The sequence below is a fragment of the Bacillus sp. JK106 genome (assembly GCF_053663355.1).
This window is the reverse complement of record NZ_JBSJQC010000002.1, coordinates 1,019,666-1,035,863: the sequence shown is the minus strand read 5'-3', so window position 1 is coordinate 1,035,863 and position 16,198 is coordinate 1,019,666. Positions and strand designations below refer to the sequence as shown.

At 48.0% G+C, this 16,198-nt stretch carries 1 protein-coding gene; it reads left to right on the top strand.

Translation table 11 applies throughout. The features are described from left to right. The first annotated feature begins 21 nt into the window (after positions 1 to 21). Complete coding sequence (locus ACWJJS_RS10255) at positions 22 to 16,146, top strand: non-ribosomal peptide synthase/polyketide synthase (RefSeq protein ID WP_454023538.1); 16,125 nt, start codon at positions 22 to 24, stop codon at positions 16,144 to 16,146. Positions 16,147 to 16,198 lie beyond the last annotated feature (52 nt).

Sequence of the window (16,198 nt, the reverse complement as noted above, 5' to 3'; positions counted from 1 at the left end):
TATATAAAATGAGGTGCTCCAATGTCGGTATTTAAAAACCAAGAAACGTACTGGGAAAACCTGTTTGATGAAGAAGACGGACTAAGCGCATTCCCTTACTTTAAAGCAGCGGATAAAGCGTCGTTGGCCCGTACCGGCTACCAGGAAAAATGCATCTGCCGTTCCTTATCTCCGGAAGTATCTCAAAGAATCATGACAATGGCGAATCATTCCGATATGGCGGCCTATCTGATTTTATTGGCGGGTATTGAATGCTTGTTATATAAATATACGGATCAAACGAGCCTGATTCTTGGCATTCCGACGGTATCGAAGCAAAAAGCCGGCCAGTCAGCCGTTAACAACATTGTCCTCTTAAAAAATACGCTTTCAAACGAGAGTACATTTAAAAGCGTATTCGGACAGCTGAAAGAAGCCGTTAATGATTCTCTGAAAAATCAAAACCTGCCGTTTAGAAAAATGGTTCAGCATCTGAACGTGCAATACAATGACGAGCATCTGCCGTTGATTCATACCGTCGTTTCGCTTAACGAAATTCATTCCTTGCAATTTAAAGAAGATACTGCAGCCGATACGCTGTTTCACTTTGATTTGGAGAACAACGGGATTCATTTGAAACTTTTTTATAACGGCAATCTGTACGATGAGCGCTATATCAATCAAATTGTATCCCATTTGGATCAGCTGCTGTCTGTGATCCTGTTTCAGCCTCAAGCCGCGATCCATACGGCAGAGATCTTACCGGAAGCGGAAAAACAGAAGCTATTGTTTGATTTTAATGATACCGTCAGAGATTTCTCCGGGAGCAGAACAGTCTATCAATTATTTGAAGAGCAAGCAGAAAGAACACCTGAGCATGCGGCCGTCAAGTTTAAAAACGACCATTTGACGTACAGGGAACTGAATGAGAAGGCGAACCGTTTGGCAAGAACATTGCGTAATTGCGGGGTTCAACCCGATACGTTAGTCGCCATTCTCGCCGATCGTTCATTAGAGATGATCGTATCCATTATAGCCGTTTGGAAGGCAGGGGGCGCTTATGTGCCCCTGGATCCTGAATATCCAAAAGAGCGGCTTCAATATTTGCTTCATGATGCGGATGCAGACGTTCTCCTTGTTCAGCGTCATTTAAAAAACAGTCTCACCTTTGACGGCCCGGTGATTGATTTGAATGATGAAACATCATACCATGCCGATAGCTCATTGTTATCACCAGTAGCGGGACACAGCCATTTAGCCTATGTCATTTATACGTCGGGTACAACAGGAAAGCCGAAAGGAGTCATGGTTGAACACGGCGGCATTGTGAATTCGCTCCAATGGAAGAAGGCGTTTTTTAAGCATTCTCCGGCGGATCGCGTGCTTGTCTTGTACCCGTATGTTTTTGATGCGTTCATTTTAAATTTCTTCGGCCCGCTCATCTCGGGGGCAACTTTGCACCTATTGCCTAATGAAGAGAATAAAGAAACTTTCGCCATTCAAAATGCCATAAAACAAGAGAGAATTACTCATTTCTCAACTTCTCCCCGTCTTCTGAAAACGATGATCGAACAGATGAACACAGAGGACTTCATCCATGTTCAGCATGTTGTTGTAGGCGGTGAGCAGCTGGAAACAGATACAGTTGAGAAGCTCCATTCTCTGCAGCCTCGCATTCGGATCAATAATGAATACGGACCGACAGAAAACAGCGTGGTATCTACATTTCACCCTGTTCAGTCCGCTGATGAACAGATCACAATCGGCAGCCCGGTGGCCAACCATCAAGCTTATATTTTAGGAGCGCACCATCAAATCCAGCCGATCGGCGTACCGGGAGAGCTGTATGTCGGAGGAGCGGGAGTGGCCCGCGGCTACCTCAATCGTCCTGAATTGACGGAGGAAAAATTTGTGGAGCATCTGCATGTCCCTGGTCAAAAGATGTATAAAACTGGGGATCTTGCCAGATGGCTGCCGGATGGAAGAATCGAATATTTAGGGCGGATTGATCATCAAGTGAAAATTCGCGGCTACCGGATTGAGATCGGCGAGGTAGAGGCAGCCATGTTCAATCTGGAAAACGTTCGTGAAGCCGCAGTCGTCGCGCGTGAAGACGCAGACGGGGCCAAACAATTGTATGCCTATTATGTCGGCGAGCCTTCTTTGACCGCTGCGCAGTTCAGAAAAGAATTATCCCGGGAACTGCCGAATTATATGATTCCCTCCCGCTTTATCCCATTGGAACGCATTCCGCTCACTTCCAATGGGAAGATTGATCTGAAAGCTTTGCCTGCTGCTGACGAAAATACGCGGGCGGAATACGAATACATAGCCCCGCGGAACACAATAGAAGAACTGCTGGCGTCTATCTGGCAAGAAGTATTAGGGGCAGAACGTATAGGAATTTTGGATAATTTCTTTGATTTTGGCGGAGATTCGATTAAATCAATTCAGGTGTCATCCAGATTGTATCAAGCCGGATACAAGGTTGATATGAAGCATTTGTTTAAACACCCCTCGATTGCTGAACTTAGTCAGTTTGTAGCGCCGGTCAGCAGGGTGGCTGATCAAGGAGAAGTGAATGGCGGAACCAAGCTGACCCCGATACAGCATTGGTTTTTTGAACAAAACATGCCGCATGCACACCATTACAATCAGGCCGTCATGTTATATTCGGCGGAATGCTTTAAAGAGGCTCCGCTTCGCCGGACGATAGAACAGATCGCGTCGCATCACGATGCCTTGAGGATGATTTTTGAAAAAACGCCGGATGGATACGCTCCGCGAATTACAGGAACAGATGAAAGTGAACTATACCATCTGGAAGTGATGAATTATAAAGGGAAAACCGATCCGGCTCAAGCGATTGCCGATAAAGCGAATGAGATTCAAAGCAGCATGGTATTAGACAAAGGGCCATTGATGAAGCTCGGTTTGTTCCAATGTCCGGACGGAGATCATTTGCTGATTGCAATTCATCATTTGCTGATTGACGGAGTATCCTGGCGTATTTTGCTCGAAGATTTTGCAAGCGGTTATGAGCAGGCAGAACGCGGACAAACGATCCAGCTCCCGCAAAAAACAGATTCGTTTCCATTCTGGGCCGATCAATTGTCCAAGCATGCAGCGGAAACCGACATGGAAGAGGAGATTGCGTATTGGACTGAGCTTTCAAGCATAAAGCCTCAGCCATTGCCTAAGGACATTATCAGCGAAGGATCGTTATTAAGTGACAGCGAAGAAGTGACGATTCAATGGACAAAAGAGGAAACGGAGCAATTATTAAAACAAGCGAACCGCGCCTACAACACGGATATCAACGATCTGCTGCTGACTTCGTTAGGGCTGGCCGTTCACAAGTGGACAGGCACGGAAAACATTGTCGTGAATTTGGAAGGCCACGGGAGAGAACCGATTATTCCGGATGCTGACATTTCCCGCACGATAGGATGGTTCACAAGCCAGTACCCTGTCGTCCTGAGAATGGAAGCCGGAAAAAACCTGTCGCAGCGGATCAAGATCGTGAAAGAAGGGCTGCGCCGCATCCCTGATAAAGGAATGAATTACAGCATCATCAAATATATATCCGGGCATCCGGATGCCGACAGCCTGCAGCTGAATCCGGAGATATCGTTTAACTATTTGGGACAATTTGACCAAGACCTGAAGCATCAGGCTTTGCGCATATCGCCATATTCAACAGGGTTATCGATGAACGAAAACCAAGAGAGAACGGCCGTGCTTGATTTGAACGGCATGATTGCCGAAGGGACATTATCACTGACACTGAGCTACAGCAGCAAACAATACGAAAGATCTACTATGGCGCAATTTGCCCGGGGGTTGAAAGAAAGTCTGCAAGAAGTCATTGCGCATTGCGTAAGCCGGCAGCAGACTTCTCTCACACCAAGTGACATCCTGTTAAAAGATATCTCAATCGACGAACTGGAACAGCTTTTGGAGCAGACGCGTGAATTAGGCGAAGCGGAAAATATTTATCCATTAACGCCGATGCAGAAGGGCATGCTGTTTCACAGCTTATTTGATCCGAATTCAGGTGCTTATTTTCAGCAAACGATGTTTGATCTGCATGGAGATCTGGAGATTGATTCATTTTCAAAAAGCTTGGACGGCTTATCGCAAAAATATGATATTTTCCGGACGAATTTTTACAGAGGCTGGAAGGATCAGCCGCTCCAAATCATATTCAAAACGAAAAAAATCGGTTTTCAATTCAATGACTTACGAGAGATGAAGGAATCACAAAAAGAAGCGATGATTCAGCAGTATGCCAGAGAAGATAAGATGCGGGGGTTCGACTTAGAAAAAGGCGCGTTAATGCGGTTATTCATCCTTCGTACGGATGAAAAGACATACCGTTTTATCTGGAGCTTCCACCATATTTTGATGGACGGCTGGTGCCTGCCGCTGATTACAAAAGAAATATTCGAGAATTACTTTGCCTTGCTTCAGCAAAAGCAGCCTGAACAATCATCAATTACTCCGTACAGTCAATATATTGAATGGCTCGGCCGGCAAGATGCGAAAAAGGCCACGGCTTATTGGGATCAATACTTAGAGGGATATGAGGAGCAAACCGGCCTTCCTAAGGATCACCATGCAGCGGAAGACGGACGATACGTTCCTGAAAAAGTGACGTGTGACATAAGCTCCGATCTCACTTCAAAAATGAAGCGGACGGCAGGCCAGCATCATGTCACGCTGAACACGCTGCTGCAGACGGCATGGGCGGTTTTGCTGCAGAAATATAACCGCAGCCGGGACGTTGTGTTTGGAAGTGTTGTATCCGGAAGACCTGCTGGAATTCCAAACGTGGAAACCATGATCGGCTTATTCATTAACACCATTCCCGTCCGGTTCCGGTGTGAAGCCGGAACAACGTTTGCCGAGCTTATGAAAGAGGCGCAAGAAAGGGCTGTAGCGTCTCAACAATTTGAGACGCACCCGCTGTACGATATTCAAGCGCGTACAACGCAAAAACAAGATTTAATTACACATTTAATGATATTCGAAAATTATCCGGTTGATCAGTATATGGAAAGCATAGGCCGCCAGAACGGAACATCCATCACGATCTCCAACGTACAAATGGAAGAACAGACCAACTACGATTTTAATTTGACCGTTATACCGGGCGACGAGATGACCATCTCTTTTGAATACAATGCAAATGTGTATGATCGGGCAAGCATAGAGCGGGTTCGGGAACATTTCATGCAAATCCTGCAACAAGTCGTGACAAATGCGGATATCCGGGTGGATCAAGCGGAATTGTTAACGGAAGGCGAAAGAAGAACCCTTCTGCAGACGCTTAACGACACGGCCGCGCCGTTTCCGCAGACGCCGGTTCATCAATTATTTGAAGAGCAATCGCAGCGTACGCCCGATCAAGCAGCCGTCATTGATAAGGACAGGCAGCTCACGTACGGAGAGCTCAATAAGCGGGCCAACCGACTGGCGCGAACGTTAAGAGCGAAAGGAGTCCAGACGGATCAGCCTGTAGCCATCATCACAAGAAACAGCATCGAATCGGTGGTCGGAATCCTTGCCGTTTTAAAATCAGGCGGAGCCTATGTCCCTATAGATCCGGAATATCCGCAAGACCGCATCCGGTATATGCTGGATGACTCCCAAGCCGGAATCGTTTTAATGCAGCGGGACGTCAGGAAACAGCTCGCCTATGAAGGCGTCACGGTTTTACTTGATGATGAAAGTTCTTATCACCAAGATGGCTCTGACCTTGCTCCGATAAATGATGTGAGCCATTTGGCATATGTCATTTATACGTCAGGTTCCACAGGCCGGCCAAAAGGCGTACTAATCGAGCACCGAGGCTTGACCAATTATATTTGGTGGGCGAAAGAGGTTTATGTAAAAGGCGAGAAAGCCAACTTCCCATTGTATTCGTCAATTTCTTTTGATCTGACGGTGACTTCTATTTTTACGCCGCTTGTCACAGGAAATGCAATCATCGTCTATGACGGAGAAGATAAAACAGCTCTGCTTGAATCGATTGTGAGGGACCCGAGGGTGGATATCATTAAATTGACTCCGGCCCATTTGCAGGTTTTGAAAGAAATGAACATTGCCGATCAAACAGCTGTCCGAAGAATGATTGTGGGCGGGGAAAACTTAAGCACCCGGTTAGCCCGCAGCATTCATGAACAGTTCGAAGGCCGGGTTGAAATATGCAATGAGTACGGACCGACGGAAACCGTTGTCGGCTGCATGATTTACCGTTATGATGCCGCAAAGGACAGACGGGAATCGGTACCGATCGGAACCGCTGCGGCAAACACGAGCATTTACGTTCTTGATGAGAATATGAAACCCGCGCCGATCGGAGTGCCGGGAGAAATCTATATCAGCGGCGCCGGTGTGGCAAGAGGATATTTGAACCGTCCCGAATTAACGGCAGAGAAATTTGTCGATGACCCGTTTGAACCCGGAGCGAAGATGTATAAGACCGGAGATTTGGCGAAGTGGCTGGCGGACGGAAACATTGAATATGCGGGCAGAATAGATGAACAAGTGAAAATCAGAGGCTATCGTATCGAATTAGGCGAGATCGAGGCGGCACTGCTTCAAGAAGAAGCGATCAAAGAAGCTGTCGTTACAGCCAGAGAGGATGTCCACGGGTTTAAACAATTGTGTGCATATTACGTAAGCGGCGGGCAAACAACGGCTGCCCGGCTCCGGAAACAATTGTCTCATACCCTTGCAAGTTATATGGTTCCGGCTTATTTTATCGAGCTTGATGAAATGCCTTTAACTTCTAACGGAAAAATAAACAAAAAAGGGCTGCCGGCTCCGGATTTCGAGCTGCAGGACAGAGCAGAGTATAAAGCTCCCCGAACAAAAGCGGAAGAAATATTAGTTTCTGCCTGGGAATCGGTATTAGGCGCTGAAAACGTCAGTATTCTTGATAATTTCTTTGACCTTGGCGGAGATTCCATTAAATCCATTCAAGTATCCTCCAGATTAAATCAGCAAGGATACAAAATGGAAATCAAAGACTTGTTTCAATATGCAACAATTGCAGAATTGAGTCCGCATATCAAGCAGAATCTGCGTATAGCCGATCAAGGTGAGGTCAAAGGAAAAGTCAGCCTGACTCCTATTCAGCATTGGTTCTTTGATCACATAACGACAGATCAGCATTATTATAATCAAGCCGTCATGCTGCATGCGCCGGAAGGTTTTCAGGAAACGCAGCTTCGTCAAACCCTGCAAAAGCTTGCTGAACATCACGATGCGCTCCGCATGACGTTCCGGACTACGGAAAATGGCTGCGAGGCACAGAATGAAGAAATCGCCCAAAGCGGACTGTACCGCTTAGAAGTCCTGAATCTGAAAGAAGATTCCGATCCGGGACGGACAATTGAAGCCAAAGCTGATGAGATACAAAGCAGTATGCGTTTAAGTGATGGGCCGTTAATGAAAGCCGGGTTGTTTCAATGCGCAAATGGAGATCATCTGCTCATTGCCATCCATCATTTGATTATAGACGGGATTTCATGGCGTATTTTACTGGAAGATATCGTCAGCGGCTACAAGCAAGCCGAGAACGGGCGAGTGATTCAACTGCCGCAAAAAACAGACTCTTTCCAATTATGGGCTAAGAGACTTTCAGAATATGCGCAAAGTGAAACCATAAAACAGGAACAGGAATATTGGACAAAGATCGAACAAACCGAAGTCAAACCGCTGCCTAAAGATTTTCATGAAACCCATACAACTGCAAAAGACAGTGAAACAGCAACTGTGGAATGGACGAAAGAGGAAACGGAGCTACTATTAAAACAAGCGAATCGCGCTTATAACACGGAAATAAACGATTTGCTTTTAACTTCTCTCGGTCTTTCCATATCGCATTGGTCAGGACTGGAACAAATTCCGATTCATTTAGAGGGACACGGCCGAGAACAGATTATACAAGATATAGATATCTCCCGCACGGTCGGGTGGTTTACAAGTCTGTATCCGGTTGTGCTGCACGCGCATCCGGGCAAAGAGATCTCTGATTATATTAAGACGACAAAAGAAGGATTGCGCCAAATTCCGCATAAAGGGATCGGATATGGAATAGCAAGGTACTTAAGCGGCGGAATGCCATCGAAACTCAATCCTGAGATCAGCTTTAACTACCTGGGACAGTTTGACCAAGATTTGCAGCAGCATGGGGTTCAATTATCTTCTTATTCTTGCGGTTCAGACTCTAGCGGAGATCAAGAAAGACCGTATGTATTGAATATAAACGGATTGATCACCGACGGCCGGCTGAAGCTTACGATCAGCTACAGCAGCAAACAGTACGCAAAAGAAACGATCATGCGGTTATCGGAAACGATTCAAAGCCGCCTGCGGACAATCATTACGCATTGCGTTCATAAAGAACAATCGGAACTGACGCCAAGCGATATTTTGTTAAAAGGCATGTCCATTGACGAATTGGATCAGCTCCTCATTCAACTGCCGCATGCAGGTGAGGTTGAAAACGTGTATCCGCTCACTCCGATGCAGAAAGGAATGCTCTTCCACAGCCTGCTGGACGAGGCCTCAAGTTCTTATTTTGAACAAGCATCGTTCGATTTGCAGGGAGAGTTAAAGATTGATTGGTTTAAAGCAAGCCTTGAACGATTATTTGAAACATACGCCGTGCTCAGAACCCGTTTTTACAGCGGCTGGAACGATACTCCTTTACAAATTGTCTATAAAACGCAAACACCGCAAATTCATTTTGCAGATTTGCGTGACATAGAGGAGCACCTGCGAGAGGATGCAATCGCAGCCTATCAAAGAGAAGATAAGGCAAAAGGATTTGACTTGGCTCGGGATCCGCTGATGCGCATAGCGATTTTCCGTATGGAAGACCGCAAATATCATTTGATTTGGAGCTTCCATCATATTGTGATGGATGGCTGGTGCCTGTCTCTTATCACGAAGGAAGTGTTTGATCATTATCGCGCCTTACAGGAAGGCAGGGAACCAGAACCGTCATCGGCAGCTCCTTACAGCGACTATATCGAGTGGCTTGACCGCCAAGATCAGGGAGCGGCAAAGCGGTACTGGAGCGGGTATCTTGAAGGATATACAGGTGAAACCACGCTTCTTCATAAAATAGAGCAGCATGAACAAAAAGAATACGCCTATGCCAATGTGATCTGCCGATTTGATCACGAACAGACAAAACAATTACAGCAGATCGCAAATCAGCATCAGGTTACATTAAACACGTTGATCCAAACGTTATGGGGAGTTTTATTACAGAAATACAGCGGGTCAGCAGACGTTGTCTTTGGCAGTGTCGTGTCGGGAAGGCCGGCGGAAATTCCTGATGTAGAACAGATGATCGGCCTGTTCATCAATACCATTCCGGTTCGCATCCGCTGCGATGAGGACTGCACTTTTGCTGATACGATGCAAATGGTTCAACAAAACGCTCTGGCTTCCCAATCATACGATACCTATCCTTTATACGAAATTCAGGCCCAAACGGAACAAAAGCAAAACTTAATTGATCATATACTGATCTTTGAAAATTATCCGATAGAGCAGCAAGTCGAAAAGGGCCATGATGCTGCGGATTTAAATATCGTGAATTTCCATATAGAAGAACATACCCATTACGATTTTAATGTAGTTGTCATCCCTGGCGAACAACTCACCGTTCATTTTGATTTCAACCAAAATGAATATGGACAATCAGAGGCAGAGCGGATTCGCGGACATTTTGAACAGCTCATTCACCAAATTTTGCAGCAGCCGTCTATCAAAATAGAAGAAATGGAACTTCTGACGCAGCAAGAAAAAGAACAGCTGCACAGCCGTTTTCAGTCTAACGAAATGCATTACCCACGTGAACAAACGATTCATCAGCTGTTCGAGGAACAAACACTCCGGACGCCGGACCATGAGGCGGTTATATTCGAGGAGCAGCGTATGACATACCTTGAGTTAAATGAACGGGCCAATCAACTAGCACGCACTTTACGAGCTGAAGGCCTACAGGCCGACCAGCTTGTTGCGATCATGACTGAGCGTTCTCTAGAAATGATGGTCGGGATTTATGCAATCCTGAAAGCGGGCGGCGCTTATGTGCCAATCGACCCGGATTACCCGGATGAACGCATCCGCTACATCCTTGAAGATTCAGGAGCGACCCTGCTGCTGTCACAGCGTCACGTGAAAGAACGGGTTGCTTTTGCAGGAACGGTCATCGATCTCGATGATACTTCCGTTTACGATGATGACGTTTCTAACTTGGAGCCGCTGTCCCGTGCGGACGATAGGGCATATGTAATTTACACGTCCGGATCGACCGGCAAGCCCAAGGGGGTTATGGTTGAACATCGTCCGGTTATAAACCGGTTGATGTGGATGCAAAAGGCTTATCCGATCGGCAGCGGCGATACGATTTTACAAAAGACAGCGATCACCTTCGACGTCTCGGTATGGGAGCTGTTCTGGTGGGCTTTGACCGGTGCAAAGGTGTGCCTGCTTCCGCTCGGCGGAGAGAAAGACCCCGAAGTGATTTGGAACACAATAGAAGAGCAAAGTATCACGACAATGCATTTCGTCCCGGCGATGCTGCACGCCTTCCTGAAGTTTGCGGAAGCACAGACGGCGAGCGTACAGACAAGCAAGCTGCGTACGTTGCGGCAAGTGTTTGCAAGCGGCGAGGCTTTAATGCCGGCACATACGGCAAGATTTCATAGCCTTATTACGCCTATGAACGGCGCCCGACTGATCAACCTGTACGGCCCGACGGAAGCAACGGTCGATGTGTCGTACTTCAACTGCGAAGCGAACCAAGCGTATGCATCGGTGCCGATCGGCAAGCCGATCTCGAATATACAGCTGTATATGATGGCACCGGGATCAATGCGTCTACAGCCAGTCGGAGTACCGGGAGAGCTTTGCATCGCAGGCGACGGACTGGCGAGGGGGTACCTGAACCGTCCGGAGCTGACTGCGGAGAAGTTCGTGGATCATCCGTTCGAACCCGGCAAACGGATGTACCGGACGGGCGATCTGGCGAGATGGCTGCCGGACGGTAACATCGAATATTTGGGCCGGATCGATCATCAGGTGAAAATTCGAGGATACAGGATCGAACTCGGCGAGGTGGAAGCTCAGCTCTTAAAGATAGAGTATGTACAGGAAGCAGTAGTCACCGCTCTTGAAGACGGAGCCGGAGAAAAGCAGCTATGCGCATACTTTTCAGCGAACACCGAGCTGATGGTGAGCGAGCTGCGAATAGCGCTGTCGCAGGAACTGCCGGGGTATATGATCCCGTCGTACTTTATCCAACTAGAGCGTTTGCCGCTCACGGCAAACGGAAAAGTCGACCGCAAAGCATTGCCAGCACCAGAAGGAGGCGTGCAAACAGGGGGCGAATACGTTGCTCCCCGTACAGCGGCGGAAGCGCAGGTGGCGCATATCTGGAAAGAGGTGCTTGGACTTCCGCGTATCGGCGTGAAAGATAACTTCTTCGACATCGGCGGTCACTCGCTGCGGGCAACGACTCTGACGGCGAAGCTGCACAAAGAGATGGGGGTCAGCCTGCCGCTGCGGGAAGTGTTCCGGTCGCCAACAATTGAAGAAATGGCAGAAACGATTACCGGAATGAAACACACAGCATATACATCTATCCCGGCCGTTGACGCAAAAGAATACTATGCCGTCTCCTCGGCGCAAAAACGGCTGTACATTTTGAATCAGCTGAAAGGCGGAGAGCTGAGCTACAACATGCCGAGTGTCATGAGGGCCGATGGAGCTCTGGATCGGGAACTTGTCGAGAAGGCGATCCGCAAGCTGATTCAGCGCCATGAAACGCTGCGTACCGGCTTTGAACTGATAGATGGAGAACCGGTGCAGCGGATCTATGACGACGTCCGATTTGCAGTGGAATTCACTCAGGCGAAAGAAGAACAGGCGGAAGCCCTCGTTCATGGGTTTGTGCGGGCATTTGACTTGGAGAAAGCACCGCTGCTGCGGGTAGGACTGATCGAGCTTGCAAAAGACCGCCATTTGCTGCTGTTTGACATGCATCATATCATTTCAGACGGCGTATCTATCAAGAATTTGATTGAAGAGTTCGTTTCATTATATGAAGGAAAAGAGTTGCCGCCATTGCGGATTCAATATAAAGATTATGCGGCGTGGCAGCTGGCGGATATGCAAAGCGAACGCATGAAGCAGCAGGAAGCATATTGGCTGGATGTGTTCAGCGGAGAGGTTCCGGTGCTGGATATGCCAACCGACTACGGAAGACCGGCTGCGCGGAGCTTTGAAGGAGGACAAATCGAGTTTGTTATCGGACCGGAGCTGACGGAACAGCTGAAAGGCTTGGCGGTGAAGAGCGAAAGCACGCTGTACATGGTGCTGCTGGCTGCTTATACAACCATGCTTGCCAAATACAGCGGGCAAGGAGACATCGTAGTAGGGAGCCCGATTGCCGGAAGAACCCATTCGGATTTGGAAAGCTTAATCGGCATGTTCGTGGGCACGCTGGCGATACGAACGAAACCGATCGGGGAAAAAACATTCCGGGAGTACGTGCAGGAAGTCAAAGAGCATACATTAAAAGCGTACGAAAACCAGGAGTATCCATTCGACGAACTGGTGGACAAGCTGAATGTGTCCCGGGATTTCAGCCGCCATCCGCTGTTTGACACGATGTTCATATGGCAAAACACAGAACGGGGAGAATTGAGCCTCGATGATGTGCGTTTTACCCCTTATCCGGACAACCATGCGATGGCGAAGTTCGACCTGACGTTCCAAGCGGCAGAAAATGAAGACGGAATTACAGGTATGATCAGTTACGCGGCAGCGCTGTACAAGCAGGAAACTGCGGAACGCATGGCAAAGCACTTTATCCAATTGATAGAGGCGATTGCGAATGATCCGCAGGCGCCGCTTTCATCGCTGGAGATGATCACCGCGAAGGAGAAAGAGCAGATTGTGGAGAGATGGGGCCAACCGGCGATAGACTGCCCAAGGGACAAAACAATTCACCAATTGTTCGAGGAGCAGGCGGAGCGTACGCCGGAACTTACGGCCGCAGTTTACGAGAAAAGCCGATTCACATACCGTGAGCTGAATGAGCGGGCCAACCGCCTGGCGCGGATTTTAAGAAGCGAAGGCGTGCAGCCTGACCAGCCTGTCGGTATTCTGGCAGAACGTTCTCTGGAAATGATCGTGGGGATTATGGCGATCCTGAAAGCCGGGGGCGCGTATGTGCCGATGGATCCGGACAGCCCGCAGGAACGCATCCGCTATATTCTGGAGGATTCAGGAGCAAAGGTTCTGCTGGCACAGCCCCATTTACAAGATCGTGTATCCTTTGCCGGAGAGATTTTACTGCTGAATGACGAACGAATGAACAGCGGGGATGGCTCGAATCTGGTGACGGCAGCCGGACCGGATCACTTGGCGTATGTGATTTACACATCAGGCACAACCGGCAAGCCAAAAGGCACGCTGATTGAGCATCGCCAGGTACTTCATTTGATGGAGGGGCTCCGCGGACAAGTGTACGGTGCTTATGATTCGGGATTGCGTGTGTCTCTGTTGGCACCGTACTATTTCGACGCATCGGTCAAGCAAATTTTCGCGGCACTGTTAGGGGGACATGCACTGTATATCGTCCCTAAAGCATCAGTATCAGACGGTTATGCCTTGTCAAACTATTATCGCACCCACCGCATTGACGTCACAGACGGAACACCGTCACATTTGCAATTGCTTATCGCTGCAGACAGCCTTCATGGGGTAACGATCCGGCACATGCTTATTGGAGGAGAGGCGCTCCCGCAGGCGACAGTGGCGCAATTGCTTGAATTGTTCGCTTCGAACGGGTCATCAATGCCGCTCATAACCAATGTATACGGTCCGACGGAAACTTGCGTGGATGCATCGGTCTTCCATATCGTACCGGAGACATTGGCATCCGCTGACGACGGCGGTTACGTGCCGATCGGCAAGCCGCTGGGCAACAACCGTGTGTATATTGTTGATTCCCATGACCGGATGCTGCCTATAGGTGTAAAGGGTGAGCTGTGCATCGCCGGAGACGGAGTAGGACGAGGGTATCTGAACTTGCCTGAATTAACGGGTGAAAAGTTTGTAGCCGATCCGTTTGTAATCGGAGAGCGGATGTATAAAACAGGCGATCTTGCCCGTTACCTGCCGGATGGAAACATTGAATATGCCGGAAGAAAGGATCATCAGGTCAAAATTCGCGGTTACCGGATCGAACTTGGCGAGGTGGAAGCCGCTCTTCTCAACATCGAGCATGTACAAGAAGCGGTGATCCTGGCCAGAGAAAATGCAGAGGGACAAAGCGATTTGTATGCCTATTTTACAGGGGAGAAGTCACTGCCGATCAATCAGCTTAAAGAAAAACTCTCCGATCAAATACCAGGCTACATGGTTCCTTCATACCTGATGCAACTGGAACAAATGCCGTTAACCTCCAATGGAAAAGTGAATCGCAGCGCGTTACCGCTGCCTGAAGCAGGCTTGCAGACCGGGATTGACTATGTTGCTCCAAGGACAAAGCCGGAAGAGCAGCTGGTTCACATCTGGAAAGAAGTATTGAAGTTAGAACAAGTCGGCGTCAAAGATAACTTTTTCGATCTCGGCGGGCATTCGTTACGGGGGATGACGCTCGTTACCAAGATCCATAAGCAATTCGGCAAAAGCATTTCATTGAGAGAAGTGTTTCAATACCCGACGGTTGAAGAAATGGCGAGGGTCATTGCGGGCGCGGAAACCAGCGGACCGGATGAAATCCCTGTTGCAGAAGCCAAAGATGTTTATCCTGTATCTTCCGTACAAAAGATGGTTTACCTGTCTACACAAATTGAAGGCGGAGAACTAAGTTACAACATGCCGGGGATTTTGACATTGGAAGGCAGGATCGATATGAATCGTTTACAATCTGCGTTCCAAAGTCTGATCCAGCGCCATGAATCGCTACGAACCGGATTTGAAATGGTTCGGGGAGAGCTGGTGCAGGTGATCAAGCCGCAGGCGGATTTCTCTATAGAAAGGTACAAAGCAGCTGATAAGCAGGTCGAGGAGCTGTTCCGCAATTTCGTGCGGCCTTTCGATCTCAGTCAGGCTCCATTGCTTCGGGCCGGGCTCATCGAATTAGAACAGGACAGACATGTTTTCATGTTTGACATGCATCATATCGTTTCAGACGGCGCTTCTATGAATATTTTCGTTGAAGAACTGATTCAATTGTATGACGGCAAAGAATTAACCCCGCTCCGGATTCAATACAAAGATTACACTGTATGGCAGCAGCAGGCGGAGCAGAGGGAACGCATCAAAAGGCAGGAGAACTATTGGCTGAATGTATTTCATGAGGAACTCCCGCCATTTGAGCTGCCGAAAGATTTTGCCAGACCGCGAATTCGAAGCTTTGAAGGCAAGCGATACAATTTCGCTCTCGATGAGACTGTGGTCCAGGGGATAAAACAGATGGAAGAATTGACCGGATCCACTGCTTACATGATCTTGCTGTCAGCCTATAACATACTGCTGGCCAAATACAGCGGTCAGGAAGATATCGTCGTCGGTACGCCTATTGCGGGAAGAATGCATGAAGATTTACAGCATATTATCGGGATGTTTGTGAATACACTGGCCATCCGTACGGCTCCGGCTGGAGAAAAGACCTTTATGGACTATGTAACGGAAACAAAAGAAACGATGCTGAAAGCTTATGAAAATCAAGAATATCCTTTTGAAGAATTAGTTGAGAAACTGGGAGTGAAACGGGACTTAAGCCGTAATCCGTTATTCGATACGATGTTTGTTCTGCAAAATACGGAACAAACGGATATCGAATTGGACTCTCTCGCGGTCAGACCATATGAACAAACAAATACGGCGGCCAAATTTGATTTACAGCTGACTTTCGTGATGAATCCGCACGAGATTCAAGGAAGCTTTGAGTACTGCACGAAGCTGTTTAAACAGAAAACCATCGCTACGCTGAGCAAAGATTACGCCATGATTCTGTCGGCGATCATAAAAGACCCATCGATTCCTTTAAAAGAAATTCAATTAAGTGAGAAAGTAAATAGAAGTGAACACTTTGCAAGCGAAATCGAATTGAATTTCTAAAAAAGGCCGGTACCGGCTGTCCCCGGCATGATGTTTTTACGGGGACAGCGGT